This window comes from Actinomyces sp. zg328 (genome assembly GCF_009829635.1).
GTDB classification, from domain to species: Bacteria; Actinomycetota; Actinomycetes; order Actinomycetales; family Actinomycetaceae; genus Actinomyces; species Actinomyces marmotae.
The window spans coordinates 35451-54222 of record NZ_VWPE01000008.1; the positions used below are offsets into that span (position 1 = coordinate 35451).

9 protein-coding genes are annotated in these 18772 nt (G+C 69.9%); all 9 read right to left on the reverse strand.

Annotation, left to right across the window (positions count from 1 at the left end):
• Window positions 1–19 precede the first annotated feature (19 nt).
• The 9 genes from fusA to rpoB all read right to left on the reverse strand — a co-directional run bounded on the left by fusA (window position 20) and on the right by rpoB (window position 17538).
• Window positions 20–2155: an elongation factor G gene (gene fusA / locus GVV75_RS05520; protein ID WP_159524098.1), complete on the reverse strand. Its 2136-nt coding sequence runs from the start codon at window positions 2153–2155 to the stop codon at window positions 20–22.
• Window positions 2156–2297: 142 nt separating this feature from the next.
• The gene (rpsG, locus tag GVV75_RS05525) at window positions 2298–2768 is read right to left on the reverse strand and encodes a 30S ribosomal protein S7 (RefSeq protein ID WP_006548368.1); all 471 of its coding nucleotides are present in this window, start codon (window positions 2766–2768) and stop codon (window positions 2298–2300) included.
• The gene (gene rpsL / locus GVV75_RS05530; RefSeq protein ID WP_017177329.1) at window positions 2768–3142 is read right to left on the reverse strand and encodes a 30S ribosomal protein S12; all 375 of its coding nucleotides are present in this window, start codon (window positions 3140–3142) and stop codon (window positions 2768–2770) included. The genes rpsG and rpsL overlap by 1 nt, the downstream gene beginning before the upstream one ends.
• A gap of 547 nt (window positions 3143–3689) precedes the next feature.
• Complete coding sequence (locus GVV75_RS05535) at window positions 3690–5450, reverse strand: FHA domain-containing protein (protein ID WP_159813833.1); 1761 nt, start codon at window positions 5448–5450, stop codon at window positions 3690–3692.
• Window positions 5447–6331: a PP2C family protein-serine/threonine phosphatase gene (locus GVV75_RS05540; protein WP_159716959.1), complete on the reverse strand. Its 885-nt coding sequence runs from the start codon at window positions 6329–6331 to the stop codon at window positions 5447–5449. Before GVV75_RS05540 ends, GVV75_RS05535 begins: the two co-directional genes overlap by 4 nt.
• A gap of 1 nt (window position 6332) precedes the next feature.
• Complete coding sequence (locus GVV75_RS05545; RefSeq protein WP_159813835.1) at window positions 6333–8405, reverse strand: FHA domain-containing protein; 2073 nt, start codon at window positions 8403–8405, stop codon at window positions 6333–6335.
• Between the two features lie 292 nt (window positions 8406–8697).
• Complete coding sequence (locus tag GVV75_RS05550) at window positions 8698–9663, reverse strand: AAA family ATPase (protein ID WP_159524102.1); 966 nt, start codon at window positions 9661–9663, stop codon at window positions 8698–8700.
• Window positions 9664–10040: 377 nt separating this feature from the next.
• Window positions 10041–13997 carry a DNA-directed RNA polymerase subunit beta' gene (locus tag GVV75_RS05555; RefSeq protein WP_159524103.1) on the reverse strand — a complete coding sequence of 1319 codons (3957 nt, stop codon included), beginning with the start codon at window positions 13995–13997 and terminating at the stop codon, window positions 10041–10043.
• Window positions 13998–14016: 19 nt separating this feature from the next.
• Window positions 14017–17538: a DNA-directed RNA polymerase subunit beta gene (gene rpoB, locus GVV75_RS05560; RefSeq protein ID WP_159813837.1), complete on the reverse strand. Its 3522-nt coding sequence runs from the start codon at window positions 17536–17538 to the stop codon at window positions 14017–14019.
• Between the last annotated feature and the right edge of the window lie 1234 nt (window positions 17539–18772).

Genomic DNA, 18772 nt, shown 5'->3' on the forward strand with positions numbered 1-18772 from the left:
CCCGTGCGGGGCCGAGGACTCAGGCGCCCTTCGCCTTGGCGACGATCTCCTCCTGAACGTTGCGCGGCACCTCGGCATAGGAGTCAAAGGTCATGGAGTACACCGCGCGGCCCTGAGTCTTGGACCGCAGGTCACCAACGTAGCCGAACATCTCGCTCAGCGGCACGTTAGCGCGAACCACCTTCACGCCAACGGCGTCCTCCATGGACTGGATCATGCCGCGGCGGGAGTTGAGGTCGCCGATGACGTCGCCCATGTACTCCTCGGGGGTACGGACCTCGACAGCCATGATGGGCTCAAGGATGACCGGGCTGGCCTTCTTCGCGCCCTCCTTGAACGCCATGGAGCCGGCGATCTTGAAGGCCATCTCGGAGGAGTCGACCTCGTGGTAGGCGCCGTCGATGAGGGTCGCCTTGATGTCCACCATCGGGTAGCCCGCCAGGACGCCGGTGAGCATGGCGTCCTGGACGCCGGCGTCGACGCTGGGGATGTACTCGCGGGGCACGCGGCCACCGGTGACGGAATTGACGAACTCGTAGTGGGCCTTCTCCTCGCCCTCGGCGGCTTCGACGACCTCCAGGGGCTCAAACGACATCTGCACCTTGGCGAACTGGCCGGAGCCACCCGTCTGCTTCTTGTGGGTGTACTCGACCTTGTCCACCTTCTTGCGGATGGTCTCGCGGTAGGCGACCATCGGGTTACCGACGTTCGCCTCCACCTTGAACTCGCGGCGCATGCGGTCCACGAAGACATCCAGGTGCAACTCGCCCATGCCGCCGATGACGGTCTGGCCGGTCTCCTCGTCCAAGCGGACGGTGAAGGTCGGGTCCTCCTCGGAGAGCTTCTGGATGGCCACGCCCAGCTTCTCCTGGTCGCCCTTAGTCTTGGGCTCGATGGCCACGTGGATGACCGGGTCCGGGAAGGTCATGGACTCCAGGATGATCGGGGCGCTCTGCGACGACAGGGTGTCACCGGTGGTGACATCCTTGAGGCCGATGAACGCGTAGATGTGGCCCGCGGAGGCCACCTCCACCGGGTTCTCCTTGTTGGAGTGCATCTGGAAGAGCTTGCCGATGCGCTCCTTCTTGCCCTTGGTGGCGTTGAGCACCTGCTCGCCCTGCGCGACCTTGCCGGAGTAGACGCGGACGTACACGAGCTTGCCGTAGAAGGGGTGCGTGGCGACCTTGAAGGCCAGGGCGGAGAAATCGGCCTTAGCGTCGGCCGGGCGGGAGTCGGCCTCCTCCTCATTGCCGGGCTTGTGGCCCTCGACCGCCGGGACGTCCAGCGGAGAGGGGAGGTAGTCCAGCACGGCGTCGAGAACAGGCTGGATGCCCTTGTTCTTGAAGGCCGAGCCGGCCAGCACCGGGAAGGCCTTGCCGGCGATGGTCAGCTTGCGGATGCCGGACTTGAGCTCGGCAACGCTGAGCTCCTCGCCCTCCAGGTACTTCTCCATGAGGGCGTCGTCGGCCTCGGCGACCGTCTCGACGAGCTCGGCGCGCAGCTCCTCGGCCTTGGACACGAGGTCAGCGGGGATCTCCTCGTACTCGACGACGGAGCCGCGGGTCTCCTTGCCATCGGCGTCCTTCTCGGGGAAGCGGATCGCCCGCATCTCCAGGACGTCCACCAGGCCGGAGAACTCGCTCTCGGCGCCGATGGGGAAGTTGATAACGATCGGGGTGGCGTGGAGGCGGTCCCGGATGGTCTGGACGGAGAAGTCGAAGTTCGCGCCCAGCTTGTCCATCTTGTTGATGTAGCACACGCGCGGGACGTTGTACTTGTCCGCCTGGCGCCACACCGTCTCGGACTGGGGCTCCACGCCCTCCTTGCCGTCGAAGACCGCGACGGCGCCGTCGAGCACGCGCAGGGAGCGCTCGACCTCGACCGTGAAGTCCACGTGGCCGGGGGTGTCGATGATGTTGATCTGGTTCTTCTTCCAGAAACAGGTGGTGGCGGCGGAGGTGATGGTGATACCGCGCTCCTGCTCCTGCTCCATCCAGTCCATCGTCGAGGCGCCGTCGTGGGTCTCGCCGATCTTGTAGTTGATACCCGTGTAGAAGAGGATGCGCTCCGTCACGGTCGTCTTGCCGGCATCAATATGGGCCATGATGCCGATGTTGCGGACCTTGGTGAGGTCGGTCAGCACGTCGAGTGCCACGTGTGGTGTCCTTCGTTCGAGAGATCTGTGGATTCGCGTCGGCCGGGGCGGGCCCGGTGGCCCGCCGGAGGGCCCCCGCGGGACTGGCTCCCGCGAGCGGCGGGCGGGCGCCGTCGGGCCCCGCCCCAGCCGACGATGGGCTTTACCAGCGGTAGTGCGCGAAGGCCTTGTTGGACTCGGCCATGCGGTGCATGTCCTCGCGGCGCTTGACCGCGGCGCCGAGGCCGTTGGAGGCGTCGAGGATCTCGTTCATGAGGCGCTCGGTCATGGTGTTCTCGCGGCGCTGCCGGGAGAAGTCGACCAGCCAGCGCAGGGCCAGCGTGGTGGCGCGGTTGGGGCGCACCTCGACCGGGACCTGGTAGGTCGCGCCGCCGACGCGGCGGGAGCGGACCTCAAGGGCCGGGCGGATGTTGTCCAGCGCGCGCTTGAGCACGGAGACCGGGTCCTGGTCCGTCTTGGCGCGGACGCCCTCGAGGGCGCCGTAGACGATGCGCTCCGCCGTCGACTTCTTGCCATCGAGGAGGACGCGGTTGACGAGCTGGGTGACGACCGGGGAGCCGTAGACGGGGTCGACGACGAGCGGGCGCTTCGGGGCGGGGCCCTTACGAGGCATTACTTCTTCTCCTTCTTGGCGCCGTACTTGGAGCGTGCCTGCTGGCGGTTCTTGACACCCTGGGTGTCGAGAGCGCCGCGCACGATGTGGTAGCGGACACCGGGAAGGTCCTTCACACGACCACCGCGGACGAGCACGATCGAGTGCTCCTGGAGGTTGTGCCCCTCGCCGGGGATGTAGGCCGTGACCTCAATGCCGGAGGACAGGCGCACACGGGCGACCTTCCGGAGGGCGGAGTTCGGCTTCTTGGGGGTCGTGGTGTACACGCGGGTGCACACGCCACGACGCTGCGGGCTGGCCTTCAGCGCGGGCGTCTTGGACGCGGAGCGCTTGGTCGAGCGGCCCTTGCGGACCAACTGCTGAATCGTAGGCACTACGGATTCTCCATCTTGAGTGCATGCTGACTGTGCTGCTGCCCTCACCGGCCCCGCCCCCGGTCCGCGACGACGCGCACCGCCAACTGGCGAGGCCGGCCCGCCCGGGGCACGGCCCTCGGACGCCCGGAGCCCTCCGGCCACTGGGGCGCGGGGAGGACCCGTCGGTTCCCGCCGCGGCAGACCCGCGTGGCGAGGGGCGAGGCGAGATGCCGCCGTGCCCTCCCGCTGGGAACGGAATGGAGATCGGAGCCCGCATGCGGGCACCAGGGGACACGGTACCCGGGCGGCGCCACCTGGGCCAGGCCGGCGGCTCCCGCCGCCGCATGATCCTCGCCACGCCCCCTCACGAGCGAGACCGGTCGTTATTACGATCGAGACCGGTCGTTATTACGAGCGAGACCGGTCGCGCACGCACTGCCCAACCGGCACGGGACTAGCACGCACCACTCCTGTGGACAGCGGACCGGTCTCGCGTCTGTTTTCGACCGGTCTCGCGCCTGTTTTCGACCGGTCTCGCGCCTGTTTTCGACCGGTCTCGGTGGGATCAGGCCTCGACGAGGACCGAGACGCCGTCGCCCAGGTCGATGACGTCGCCCGCGCGCAGCAGCGCCCGCTGGTGCTGGGTGAGGCGGCGCGGGGGCTCGGAGGGCCGCATGAGGATCGTGCCGTTCGTGGAACCCAGGTCCTCCACGCTCAGGTCCCAGTCATCCAGCCGCACCGCGCAGTGCGACTTGGAGATCGCCTTCGAGGGGCTGATGACCGCCATGAGGCGCGGCTGAGGATCGCCCTCCGGGGCGTCCGACTTGGGCACACGCCCGATGATGATGTCCCCGTCGATGGGCAGGACGGTGCCGTCGGAGGCGTGCAGCATGCCGAGCACGGGCCGGTTGACATGCCCGGTGCGGCTGGTCAGCGCCCCGCCGCACACCCGGCAGTGCGGGCCGTGGATCGGGTTCGGGTGACCCTCGGCGCAGAACGCGGCGAGGACCTTGACGGCGTTCTCCGGGACGGCCTCGTCCTCGCGCGCGGTGGCGGGGGACGGGGCGCCCGTCGCCGCGACGGCGCGAACCGCCTGCGACGAGTGCTCGGCGGCCCCCCCATCGCCCGACGGCCCCTCCACGGGCATGTTGGTGAGCGTCTGCCCGTCATGCGACCAGGCCTCCGCGGCCTGCTCACCGACGGCCCCGCCGGTCTGGACGGGGATCGGCAGGACCGGAGTGGGCTCCGCGGTGGCGGCGATCTCGGCCTCCGCATAGGCCTCAAGCCGCTTGGCGGCGCGAGTGAACTCGGACAGGTCGTTGGCGGCGGGTACGTCGTCGGCGCTGATGGGCTCGACGGCGGCGATCGGCTCAGCGGCATCGGACCGCGCCTGCCCGGCGGCGGGGACCGCCTCGTCATCGGCACTGGAGCGGCGCTCGGCCTGCCACCGGCTGATGACGGCGTCCTCGGGCGACCCGGTGGCGGAGAGCACCGGGGACTTCACGGAGGGAGCGCCCTTCAGGGCGGGCCGCGGGTCCGCGGCGGCATCCTTGCCCCGGATGGGGCCCGTGGCTCCGGCTCGGGAGGGGATCCCGACGATCGCGTCGATCTCGGCGAGGTCGGCCTGCGAGGGGTCCCCGGCGGGGGCCGGGGCGGCGGCGCGGCGGCCGCGGCCCTGAGCGGCCTCGGCGTCGGCCGCGGGGTCAGCGGTTCCCGCCTCAGTGGCGGCGGAGGAAGCGGAAGAATCAGAGTTGTCAGTGGTACCAGCGGAACCCGCTGGTCCAGCCTCCTCGTCGTCGGAGGACGGGGCCTCCGACCTCGATGACTTCCGAGAGCCCTCGGCCAGCGAGCCCAGGGCGACGGAGGACGCCGCGACAACGCCGGAGGCCACCGGCAGCGGGGCGGTGTCCGCGGAACCAGAGTCGGTGAGCTCCAGGCCGATGCCGCGCACGCCGCGCAGGCGGACCTCCTCCCAGGCGAGCACCTCGGGGGCGGAGATCGTCCGCATGCCCTCGTCAGTGTCGACGATGAGCTTGAGGCTTCCGCGAACGGCCGCGGTCAACTCGCCATCCTCCAGGACGGCGACGACGAACTCGGGCAGGTCGAAGACGCTGCCTCCGTGGGTGTCCATGAGCCCGTGAAGGAGATCGATGAGGGGGGCGCCATCGAGCATCGAGGCCCAGAGCCGGGGGACGTCCTCGACGGAGGCCTGACCGCCGGGGGCGGAGGCGACGGCGGCGAGGCCGCGCTCGCAGATGGCGGTGCGGGTCGATCCAGGGATGTGGAGGGCGGCGGCATGACCAGGGATGCTCTGCGCGTGCCTCATGAGGGGTACTCCTTGTTGCTGTGCTGCTCCCGCGCTCGGGGCAGCGTGTCGTGCTTCGCCGACGGGATCGTCGAACTGTCCACGTCCGTCGCCGCGTCCGGCGCAGCGGGCGGAACATGGGTAACGTCAATGACGATAACTGTCGCATTGTCTTTACCACCAGCCCCCAGGGCAGTGGTGATCAGCGCATCCGCCGTCTCCTGAGGCCCCTGGCCTCGGTGAATGATCTCTGCGAGGGAATCGTCATCTATCTCACCACTAATGCCGTCGGTGCACACGATGAGCCGGTCGCCTACCCGCGCGGGGATGAGGAAGTGATCGGCGAGGGCCACGGGGCCGATGCCCGCGCCCAGCGCGCGAGTGATGACGTGGCGGCGCGGGGAGGCCTGCGCCTGCCCCTCGGTGAGCTGGCCGGAGGCCATGAGCTCCTGGACCTCCGAGTGATCCACCGTGATCTGCTCGACGCCGTCGGGCGTCATCCGGTAGGTCCGGGAATCCCCGATGTTGATGACCCGCAGGCAGGGGCGCCCATCGACGCTCGTGACGACGACGCCGCTTAGGGTGCAGCCCGGGAGGCCCCTGAGGGGGTCGCGGCCAGCGCCGAGGGCGTCGACGTCGCGCGCGGCGCGCCCCAGGCACTCCACGAGCGCGTCGCCGGTGATCTCAGGGGCGCCGACGCACGGGGCGAAGGCCGCCAGGGCCGTCTTGGAGGCCGTGTCCCCGGCCTCATGGCCGCCCATCCCGTCCGCGACGAGAAAGACAGGACGGGCGGCGAGGTAAGAGTCCTCGTTGTGGCTGCGGATGAGGCCGGTATCGGTGGCGGCGCCATGCTCCAGGAGGATCTCGTCGGCGCTCGCCCCCGTCTCGCCTGCTCGCCGCATCTCAGGCTTCCACTCGCGCCGTGCGCTCGCCCAGCCGGATCGTGGCGCCGATGGGCACGGAGACCATCATGCCGGGCAGCACCTGGGTGGCGGCGCCGTTGGGCTCCACGACGACCGTCCCGTTGGTGGACTGGAGGTCCTGGATGACGAGGCGGACGCCATCGTAGGTGATGACGGCGTGCGTCTTGGAGATGGAGAAGGCGGGGTCATCCACGGGCACCGGCTGGGCCTGCGCCCAGGGCCCCGCGGCCACGGGGGCGCGTCCGATGAGGGAGGTCCCGCCGAGCTGGACCACCTGGCCGGTGTCGAGCGCGAGGCGCGGCGCGGGGGCGCCGATCCCCGCCTGCTGGGCGGAGGACCGGTCGAACACGACGGTGGCCGCGGCGCCGGCGACCTGGGCCTCGTAGGCACTCGGGGCCTGGGGCGCCGGGGCGCCGTCCTGAGGGGACTGGGACGACGCCGCTCCCACGGGCTCGGCCCCCCGGGCGGGCTCGGCCCCCTGGGCGGGGACGCCCGGCTGAGCGGGCACGCCCGGCTGGGCAGGCACGCCCGGCTGGGCCTGCGGGAACGCCGACTGGAAGGGGGCCGGCTGCTGGGGGCCGGGCTGCTGGAAGGGCTGCGCGGGCTCCGCCGCGCCGGGGGCCTGGTAGGCCTGGCCGGGGGCCTGGTGAGGCTGCTGGGGGGCCTGCGGGAACCGCTGGCCGGTCTGATAGGCCTGCGCGAGCTGGTCGGCCGGGGCGAATCCTTGCTGGAGGGGCTGGGCGGCCTCGGGGACGGCGGGGGCCTGGTCCCACCCGCCGGGCTGCCAGCCGCCCGAGGTGGGAATGCCCTCAGGGCCGGTCTGGGGGGCCTGCGGCTGAGCGGATTGGAGAGCGGAGAGCCAGCCGACGTCGGAGGGGGCCGGGGCGCCGGGGGCCGGCGCCTGCGACTCGGGAGAGGGCCACTGCCCCGACGTCCCGGCGCCGGAGGGGGCCACCGGGGCCGACGGGGCCTGGGGGGCCGACGGGGCCTGGGGGGCCGACGGGGCCTGGGGGGCCGACGGGGCCTGGGGGGCCGACGGGGCCTGGGGCGCCTGGGGGGCCGGGGCGGCTTGAGCGCTCTGGGGACGGTCGGATGAGTCGTCGAGATGGCCCTGGGCGCCCTCGAAGGCGGCGCGGGCCGAGTTTTGATCGATGTAGGTGGTCTGCGCCTGGAGGGGGGCGAGCATCTCAGCGGGGTCGGGCGCGGAAGCGCCCTGCCAATCGGCCGTCCCCATGGCCTGGGCGTCCTGCTGCCCGTCGGCGGGCACGACCCCTTGTGGTGAGTAGGGCCCCTGTCCCGGCTGCCCGGACTGCTGCCAGGGCGCCTGCGCCCCGAGGCCGGGGGCCTCAGTGCGCGGGGCGGAGTCGGGGCCGAACTGCCAGTGGCCGGCCGAGGACTCCGCGCCAGCGGCGCCACCCATCGGAGCGCCACCCATGGCGGCGCCACCCATCGGAGCGCCACCCATGGCGGCGCCACCCATCGCGGCGCCACCCATTGGGGCCAGGAGCGATCCGGCGTCGTCGTAGGCGGGGGCCACCGCGATGGGCTCCTGCCCCCAGGGCAGGGAGGCGCTCTTGGCATCAGCGGCGTAGATGTCGGTGACCCGGTCGAACCAGAAGCGGTTGTGCTCGTCGCGGGTGAGGAGGTAGACGATGATCGTCCCAACGTTGGCCGTGAGCGCGCCGATGAGCACCTGAACGATCTTCTTGAGCAGGCCCTGCCGCCCGGGGTAGTCGGGGTAGGACCAGCGGACCCAGGTCACGCCGGCGATGCGCATGCCGGGCGTGGTCCCCGCCCTCATCAGCGCGATAATCCAGTACTTGATGAACGCCCACAGGAAGAGGATCGCTCCGACCACGCCCCCGATCGCTCCCCCAGTCGCGTCGGCCGCCATGGCGCCGACGCCGACGGCCACGCCCACGACGAGGCCGAGCAGCCCCACGAGGATGTTGTCGAGCAGCAGGGCGAGGAATCGCGCTGACAGCCGCGCTGGCGGCGCGCTTGTGAGATGCGGCGGGAGCAGCCCGGGACCGCTGGTGCTGGTGAGGGTCATAGTCACGTCCATCCTGATCGGCGCCGCCCGGCCAGTGGCTGGGGCGAGGATTGCAGAGCCTTCCGCGCCCTGACAGGCCCGGAATCGGATGCGGCGCGCCGCCGTCGTCCTGGATGGATGACGGGAATCTTCACCGATCCGTGATCAGAGCGTAGCGAGAACTGACCGCTCGCGCTTCCCCCCTGCACGAGGATGGACTCGTCCGCGGACGTGGGATGGCTCGCCCCGCGGATGGCCCGCGAGCCATCCGCGGGTCGGAATCGGCCCCTCAGGGCGTCACGGCGCCACGTCGTCACATGCGGGCGGTGGGCGCCGGGATCTTCTCGACGGCGGCCGTGATGACCTGCGTGGCCGTGGCCCCGGCGAACTCGGCGTCGGGATCCATGACGAGGCGGTGCGCCCACACGACCTCCGCGAGGGCCTTGACGTCGTCGGGCAGGACGTAGGCCCGTCCCTGCGAGGCGGCCCACACGCGGATCGCGCGCGTCATGGCGATCGCGCCACGAGTGGACACGCCGAGCCGAGTGGAGGGGTCTTCCCGCGTGGCCTCAACGAGCGCGCCGATGTAGTCCAGCACGGCGGGCTCCACGTGGTTCTCCGAGGCCAGATCGGACATGGAGGCGACGGCGGAGGAGGAGATAACCGCGGGAATCTTCTGCGAGCGGTCGGGCCGGGCCGAGTCGGAGAGCACCTTGGTCAGGGCGGAGCGGTCCGGGTACCCCACGGAGGTCTTCATGAGGAAGCGGTCGAGCTGGGCCTCCGGGAGCCGGTAGGTGCCCGCCTGCTCCACGGGGTTCTGCGTGGCGACGACCATGAAGGGGCGGCCCGCGTCGTGGCGGACGCCGTCGACCGTCACATGCGACTCCTCCATGACCTCCAGGAGGGCGGACTGCGTCTTGGGCGAGGCGCGGTTGATCTCATCGGCCAAGACGATCGAGGAAAAGACGGGGCCGGGGTGGAAGTCCCAGGAGCCGGTCTTCTGGTCGTAGACGGTGACGCCAGTGATGTCACTGGGCAGGAGGTCGGGGGTGAACTGGATGCGCGAGTGCGTGCCCTGCACGGTGGCCGCGATGGCGCGGGCCAAGGCCGTCTTGCCGGTTCCCGGGGCGTCCTCCAGGAGGAGGTGCCCCTCGGCGAGCATCGTGGTCAGGGCGAGGCGGATGACATCCTCCTTGCCCAGGAGGGCCTGGCCGACGTTGTCGACCATCTTGCCGAAGGTCTCGGCGAACCAAGTCGCGTTCTCCTGGGTGATGGGCATGGCTGGGTTCCTGTTCGGGTCACGTGCGAGAGGAGGCTAGGGACGGGAGGGCTCCACTGGAGCTCAGGCCCACTCCCGAGGCATCCCACGCGCCGGGCCCGTTTGTTCAGGGAGATGCGGGCCGACTCGTCAGGATGCCTCCGTTCGCGATGGATTCTCCCACACTCGTGGGCGCCGGCCGCGGCAGGAGCCGCCCCGCGAGGCCACGAATTGGACTCAATGATGAATGCCCAGGTGACACACCAGAACAACTGATGGCCGGAGTCGCATGAGCATGGCCGTGGGCCGGCCCCCTTTTCTTGGGGCCGGCCCACGGCCGTCGTCCACGCTCCAGGGCGCGGCCCGGGGCAAGCAACCCGGGCGCGCCCGCGGGGCGGTCAGAACTCCACGTCCTGACTGTTGAAACCCGTGCGGAAGTCGTCGGAGAAATCCGCGCGGAAGTCGCCGCCGAAGGAGAAGTCGTCCAGCGCGACGCTCTCCCCCACGCCGAACATGTCCTCGGAGAAGCCGGTGCGGGAGAAGACCTCCGCCTTCGTCTCCTCGGTGGGCTCCACCTCGATGTCCGAGTAGCGGGCCAGGCCCGTGCCGGCGGGGATGAGCTTACCCAGGATGACGTTCTCCTTCAGGCCCACCAGCGGATCCGACTTGCCGTTCATGGCGGCCTCGGTGAGCACACGCGTGGTCTCCTGGAAGGAGGCGGCGCTCAGCCAGGAGTCCGTGGCCAGCGAGGCCTTGGTGATGCCCATGAGCTCGGTGCGCCCGGAGGCGGTCTTGCCACCCTCGGCCACGACGCGGCGGTTCTCCGAGCGGTAGGTCATGACGTCCACCAGGTCGCCCTGCAGCAGCGTGGTGTCGCCCGGGTCGAGCACGGTCACGCGACGCAGCATCTGGCGCACGATGACCTCGATGTGCTTGGAGTGGATGTCCACGCCCTGGGAGCGGTAGACCTCCTGGACCTCGTCCACGAGGTGGCGCTGGGTGGCGCCGACGCTGCGCAGGCGCAGGATCTTCTTGGGGTCCACCGGGCCCTCGGTGAGCGCCTGGCCGGGCTCAAGGCGCTGGCCGTCGGCCACCAGGAGGCGGCGGCGCGAGGAGACGGGGACCACCAGGTCCTCCTCGCCGTCGTCGCGCTTGATGACCAGGCGCTTGCCGTCGGCGTCCTGCTCGATGGCAAGCGTGCCCGCGGCCTCGGCCACGACGGCCTCACCCTTGGGCGTGCGGGCCTCGAAGAGCTCCTGCACGCGGGGAAGGCCCTGCGTGATGTCCGCGGCGCCGGCGGCGCCACCGGTGTGGAAGGTGCGCATCGTCAGCTGCGTGCCGGGCTCGCCGATGGACTGGGCGGCGATGATGCCCACGGCCTCGCCGATGTCCACGCGCTTGCCGGTGGCCAGGGAGCGGCCGTAGCAGGCCGCGCAGGTGCCGACGGCGGAGTCGCAGGTCAGCACGGAGCGGACCGTGACCTCCTCGATGCCGGCCTCGATCGCGGCATTGGCCTCGGCGGTGCCGATGTCGGCGCCGGCGGGGATGATGACGTTGCCCTCGGCGTCGACGACGTCACGGGCGGCGGTGGTGCCGATGACCGTGGTGTCAAGGATCTCCGAGACGTCCTTGAAGCGCTCGCCCTCGGCGTCCTTCCAGGTGAAGAGGCGCTTGGTGAGGCCCTTGCGGGTTCCGCAGTCGTCCTCGCGCACGATGACGTCCTGGGACACGTCCACCAGGCGGCGGGTGAGGTAGCCGGAGTCGGCGGTCCGCAGGGCGGTGTCCGCCAGGCCCTTGCGGGCGCCGTGCGTGGCGATGAAGTACTCCAGGACGCTCAGGCCCTCGCGGTAGTTCGACTTGATGGGGCGCTCGATGAGGCGCTGCTTCGGGTCCGCCACCAGGCCGCGCATGCCGGCGAGCTGGCGGATCTGGTCCCAGTTGCCTCGCGCCCCGGAGACCACCATCTGGTAGACGGTGTTGCGGTGCGGGAAGTTCTCGCGCATGGCCTCGGCGACCTCGGCCGTGGCCTTGGTCCAGATGTCGATGAGCGAGGAGTAGCGGTCCTCCTCGGTCAGTGCGCCGAGCTCGAACTGCTCCTCGATCTGGGCGGCCTCGGCCTCATGGCGAGCCAGGATCCCCGCCTTGGCCTCCGGGGAGACGACGTCGGCGAAGGCGACCGTGATGCCGGACCAGGTGGACCAGTAGAAGCCGTTCGACTTGAGCATGTCGAGGGAGGCGGCCACGTCCACGCGCGGGAAGGACTCGGCCAGGGTGTTGACGATGTTGCCCAGGGCCTTCTTGTCCACCGTGTAGTTCACGTAGGGGAAGGCCTCGGGCAGCGCCGTGTTGAACAGGGCCCGGCCCAGCGAGGTGCGCAGGGTGATCGGGTCGCCCTCGCTCCAGCCCTCGGGGGCCTGCCATCCCTCGGGGGCGACGATCCCCTCGGAGAAGCGGATGTCGCAGGTGGCGTTGACATCGAGCCTGCCGAAGTCATGCGCCATGACCGCCTCCGCGAAGGAGGAGAAGGCCGGGACGATCTCCTCACCGTTGGCGTCCTTGGCGACCTCGACGGCCGGGTCGGGCTCCTGGGTGAGGTAGTAGGTGCCGATGATCATGTCCTGGCTGGGCATGGTGACCGGGCGGCCGTCGGAGGGCTTGAGGATGTTGTTGGACGAGAGCATGAGGATGCGGGCCTCCGCGGAGGCCTCAGCGCCCAGCGGCAGGTGGACCGCCATCTGGTCGCCGTCGAAGTCCGCGTTGAAGGCGCCGCACACGAGCGGGTGCAGCTGGATGGCCTTGCCCTCGATGAGCTGGGGCTCGAAGGCCTGGATGCCCAGGCGGTGGAGGGTGGGGGCACGGTTGAGCAGCACGGGGTGCTCGCGGATCACCTCGGCCAGGACGTCCCAGACCTTCGGGTTGGCGCGCTCCACCATCCGCTTGGCGGCCTTGACGTTCTGGGCCTCCTTGAGCTCGACGAGCCGCTTCATCACGAAGGGCTTGAACAACTCCAGGGCCATCTGGCTGGGCAGGCCGCACTGGTGGAGCTTGAGCTGGGGGCCCACCACGATGACGGAACGGCCCGAGTAGTCCACGCGCTTGCCCAGGAGGTTCTGGCGGAAGCGGCCCTGCTTGCCCTTGAGCATGTCGGACAGGGACTTCAGCGGACGGTTGCCCACGCCGGAGACGGGGCGGCCGCGGCGGCCGTTGTCGAAGAGGGCGTCGACGGCGTCCTGGAGCATGCGCTTCTCGTTGTTGACGATGATCGTCGGGGCGCCCAGATCCATGAGCCGCTTGAGGCGGTTGTTGCGGTTGATGACGCGGCGGTAGAGGTCGTTGAGGTCGGAAGTAGCGAAGCGGCCTCCGTCGAGCTGCACCATGGGGCGCAGGTCCGGCGGGATGACCGGGATGTTGTCCAGGACCATCGACTCCGGCTTGGTGCCGGTCATGCGGAAGGCGTTGATGACCTTCAGGCGCTTGATGGCGCGGGTCTTGCGCTGCCCGGCGCCGGAGGCGACCACCTCGGACAGGGCCTCGGCCTCGGCCTCCAAGTCGAAGCCGCGCAGGCGGTCCTGGATGGCCTGGGCGCCCATGGCCCCCTTGAAGTAGATGCCGTAGTCCGCCTGCATGTCGCGGTAGAGGACCTCGTCACCCTCCAGGTCCCCGACCTTGAGGCCCACGAAGCGGTCCCAGACCTTGTCCATGTGCTCCAGCGTCCGCTGGTTCTTGCGGCGCATGGCGCCCATCTCGCGCTCAGCGGTCTTGCGGAGCTTGTCGCGCTGGGAGGCCTCGGCGCCCTCCGCCTCGGCGGCGGCCAGGTCCTCCTCCAGGCGGCGCTGGCGGGCCTCGATGTCGGCCTCGCCGGCCTGCTCGACGTGCTTCTTCTTCACCTCGAACTCGGAGCGCAGGGAGGGAAGGTCGTCGTGGCGGCCCTCCTCATCGACCTCGGTGACCATGTAGGCCGCGAAGTAGATGACCTTCTCCAGGTCCTTGGGGGCGAGGTTGAGCAGGTACCCCAGGCGCGAGGGCACGCCCTTGAAGTACCAGATGTGGGTGACGGGGGCGGCCAACTTGATGTGGGCCATCCGCTCGCGGCGCACCTTGGAGCGGGTGACCTCCACGCCGCAGCGCTCGCAGACGATGCCCTTGTAGCGCACGCGCTTGTACTTGCCGCAGGCGCACTCCCAGTCCCGGGTGGGGCCGAAGATCTGCTCACCGAACAGGCCGTCCTTCTCCGGCTTGAGCGTGCGGTAGTTGATGGTCTCGGGCTTCTTGACCTCACCGTGCGACCAGGACTTGATGTCCTCCGCGGTGGCCAGTCCGAGCTGGATGCGATCGAAGACGTTGGCGTCGAGCACAGTTCCTACTTCCGATGGGTCAGATCTCGTCGATGGTGGAGGCCATGGCCCCGCCCGGGCGGCGGCCCAGGTCGAAGCCGAGCTCCTCGGAGGCGCGGCGGCCGTCGTCGTCGGTGTCGTCCAGGCCGATGACATTGCCCTCGGCGTCCAGTGCCTCGACGTTCAGGCACAGGGACTGCATCTCCTTCATGAGCACCTTGAAGGACTCGGGGATGCCGGGCTCGGGGATGTCCTCGCCCTTGACGATCGCCTCGTAGACCTTGACCCGGCCCACGACGTCGTCGGACTTGACGGTGAGCAACTCCTGGAGGGCGTGGGCGGCGCCGTACGCCTCCATGGCCCACACCTCCATCTCGCCGAAGCGCTGACCACCGAACTGGGCCTTACCGCCCAGCGGCTGCTGCGTGATCATCGAGTACGGGCCCGTGGAGCGGGCGTGGATCTTGTCATCCACGAGGTGGTGGAGCTTGAGGATGTACATGTAGCCGACCGAGACCGGGTACGGGAAGGGCTCGCCGGAGCGGCCGTCGAAGAGCCGGGCCTTGCCATTGGGAGCGACGAGCTGCTTGCCGTCGGCGCCCGGGATGGTGGAGTCCAACAGGCCCATGAGCTCGTCATCGCGCACGCCATCGAAGACCGGAGTGGCCACGGGGGTGCGCGGCTCGGCGGTCACGCCGTTGTCCGGCAGCCGCAGGGCCCACTCCTCCCCCGCCTCGCGGGCCGCCGTGGCGTCCCATCCGCGGGAGGCCACCCAGCCCAGGTGGAGTTCGAGGACCTGGCCAATGTTCATGCGGCTAGGCACGCCCAGGGGGTTGAGGATGACGTCCACGGGGGTGCCGTCAGCGAGGAAGGGCATGTCCTCCACGGGGAGGATCTTGGAGATGACGCCCTTGTTGCCGTGGCGGCCCGAGAGTTTGTCGCCCACCGTGATCTTGCGGCGCTGGGCGATGTAGACGCGCACCATGCGGTTGACGCCGGCGGGCAACTCGGCGTCCTCGCTGGCGGCGTCGAACTCGCGGACGCCGGTGACGATGCCGTACTCGCCGTGGGGGACGCGCAGGGAGGTGTCGCGCACCTCGCGGGCCTTCTCACCGAAGATGGCGCGCAGGAGGCGCTCCTCGCTGGTCAGCTCGGTCTCCCCCTTGGGGGTGACCTTGCCGACGAGAATGTCACCGCTGCGGACCTCGGCGCCGATGCGGATGATGCCGCGCTCATCGAGGTTGGCCAGGGTCTCCTCGGAGACGTTGGGGATGTCCCGAGTGATCTCCTCGGCGCCCAACTTGGTGTCGCGGGCGTCAACCTCGTGCTCCTCGATGTGGATGGAGGTCAGGATGTCCTCGGAGACGACCCGCTGGGACAGGATGATGGCGTCCTCGAAGTTGAGGCCCTCCCAGGTCATGAAGGCCACCAGGAGGTTCTGCCCCAGGGCGAGGTCGCCCTCGGCGGTGGCGGGGCCGTCAGCCAGGACGGTGCCCTCCTCCACGCGCTCGCCCTCGGAGGCCACGACGCGCTGGTTGTAGCAGTTGCCCTGGTTGGAGCGCAGGAACTTGGCGACCTTGTAGACCGTCTCGGAGCCGTCGTCGTTGGCCACGCGCACGAAGTCCGCGCAAACCTCGGTGACCACGCCCGCCTTGGAGGCCACCAGGACATCCCCGGCGTCGACGGCGGTGCGGCGCTCCATGCCCGTGCCCACGAGGGGGGCGTCGGGGCGGATGAGCGGCACGGCCTGGCGCTGCATGTTGGCACCCATGAGGGCGCGGTTGGCGTCGTCGTGCTCCAGGAAGGGGATGAGCGAGGTGCCCACGGAGACCATCTGGCGGGCGGAGATGTCCATGAGGTCCACCTGGTCCGCGGGGACCAGGGCGGGCTCGCCGCCGGTGACGCGGCACAGGACGTGGTCCTCGGCGAAGCGCCCCTCCGCGGTGAGCTCCACGTTGGCCTGGGCGATGACGTGGCGGTCCTCGTCGTCGGCGGTCAGGTAGTGGGTCTCATCGGTGACCAGGCCGTCCTTGACCACGCGGTACGGGGTCTCGATGAAGCCGAAGGGGTTGATGCGGGCGAAGGTCGCCAGTGAGCCGATCAGGCCGATGTTCGGACCCTCGGGGGACTCGATGGGGCACATGCGCCCGTAGTGCGAGGTGTGGACGTCACGGACCTCCATGGAGGCGCGCTCGCGGGACAGGCCCCCGGGGCCGAGGGCGGACAGGCGGCGCTTGTGCGTCATGCCGGCCAGGGGGTTGTTCTGGTCCATGAACTGGCTCAGCTGGGAGGTGCCGAAGAACTCCTTGATCGCGGCCGTCACGGGCCGAATGTTGATGAGGGTGTTCGGCGTGATGGCCTCGACGTCCTGGGTGGTCATGCGCTCGCGCACCTGGCGCTCCATGCGGCTCATGCCGGTGCGCACCTGCGCCTGGATGAGCTCCCCGACGGCGCGGATGCGGCGGTTGCCGAGGTGGTCGATGTCGTCGTACTCCACCGGCATGTCCACGATCTCGCCACCACGCAGCCCCTCGATCGTCTCGGCGCCGGCGTGCAGGGCGAGCAGGTACTTGATCGCGGCGGTGAGGTCCTCGATGCGCAGCACCGAGTCGGTCAGGTCCGCGTCCAGGCCCAGTTTCTTGTTGATCTTGTAGCGGCCGACCTTGGCCAGGTCGTAGCGCTTGGGGTTGAAGTAGAAGTTCTCGATGAGGGTGCGGCCGGCCTCGACGCTCGGCGGCTCGCCCGGGCGGATCTTCTTGTAGATGTCCAGTAGGGCCTCGTCCTGGGTCGTGATCTTGCGGTCCTCGTCCAGGGCGACGGTCAGCGCGGGGTAGTCGGCGAACTCCTTGCGGATCTCCGCCTCGTCCATGCCCAGGGCGAGCAGGAAGACGGTGATGTCCTGCTTGCGCTTGCGGTCGATGCGCACGGCGACGCGGTCCGACTTGTCGATCTCGAACTCGAGCCAGGCGCCGCGCGAGGGGATGAACTTGACGTTGTAGACGTACTTGTCAGTGGTCTTCTCGGTGGTGCGCTCGAAGTAGACCCCCGGGGAGCGCACGAGCTGGGAGACGACGACGCGCTCGGAGCCGTTGACGATGAAGGTGCCCTTGTCCGTCATGAGGGGGAAGTCGCCCATGAAGACGGTCTGAGACTTGATCTCGCCGGTGGAGAAGTTCTCGAAGTCGGCCACCACGTACAGGGGGGCGGAGTAGGTGAGGTCCTTCTCCTGGCACTCCTCGGCGGTGTACTTGGGCTCCTCAAAGCGGTGGTCGTGGAACGACAGCGCCATGGTCTCGCCGAAGTCCTCGATCGGGGAGATCTCGTCGAAGATCTCCTCCAGGCCCGAGGTCTCGGGCAGAGAGCCGGGGCGGGCGGCGTTGGCGGCGTTGACGCGGGCGCGCCACTTCTCGTTGCCGACGAGCCAGTCGAAGGACTCGGTCTGCAGGGCGAGGAGGTTGGGAGCCTGCATGGGCTCGGGGATCTTCGCGAAGTTGATGCGCCGTGACGCGGTGCGCGCGGCGATGTCAGCGGCAGTGGGTGCAGAGGTGCGCGAGGCAGCCAAGTGGGGATCCTTCCCTCAGTCCGGGGATCACTCTCGCATCCGACGGCGTGGCCGGCACCGACTTTCCTCTGGAACGGCGATGATCATGGCAGGCTCTGACCGCGCCGTCCGAGGGGGCCATCGAGGACAGCACGCATACTGGACGCAAAGCGCTAGCGTACACGGCGGGTTTTGCACCTTCCACATCGGAACAGGACTCGGTCTTGCGATTCCCGCCACAGTCGCGCATACTGCCCCACCGCGAGGGCGGGTTCTCCGCGCGCTGGCGGGGGTTGGGGCGGTGCTGGGGGCGGCGGGCGCTGTGGCGCGGGCGCTGGGGGCCGCGGGCGCTGGGGGCCGCGGGCAGGGCGCGGGCGGCGGCAGGGATGGGGAGCCACCAGATCCACGTCACCCGCACCCTGCCCAACAGCCCGTGCACACCAGGCGGCGGCCCAGACGCGCGAGGCGGCAGCGCGGCACAGACCCAGGCGCACCAGGCGGCGGCTGCGAGAAGCCACACCGGACCTCCCACCATCCAGAGCATCACCCGGCCATCCCAAGCACCGCCCAACCCTTGCGAGCACCACCAGACCATCGACAGCAGCGCTCCCCGCGATGCTTTCAACACCCCAGCGCCGCCCACAACGGCCCAACGACGCTCACAACGAACCCACCATGCCGAGATCGAGTCAGACAAGGCATCCCCCAGCACACAGGGCGCGGGCGGCGGCGGCCACGAGAAGCCACGCCGGACCTCCCACCATCCAGAGCATCACCCGGCCATCCCAAGCACCGCCCAACCCTTACAAGCACCACCAGACCATCGACAGCAGCGCTCCCCGCGATGCTTTCAACACCCCAGCACCGCCCACAACGGCCCACCGATGCTCACAACGGCCCAACGACGCTCTCAACGACCCCACCATGCCGAGATCGGGTCAGACAAGGCATCCCCCAGCAGCCCGTGCACGCCAGGCGGCGGCCGCGAGAAGCCACGCCGGACCTCCCACCATCCAGAGCATCACCCGGCCATCCCAAGCACCGCCCAACCGTTACAAGCACCACCAGACCATCGACAGCAGCGCTCCCCGCGATGCTTTCAACACCCCAGCACCGCCCACAACGGCCCACCGATGCTCACAACGGCCCAACGACGCTCTCAACGACCCCACCATGCCGAGATCGGGTCAGACAAGGCATCCCCCAGCAGCCCGTGCACGCCAGGCGGCGGCCGCGAGAAGCCACACCGGACCTC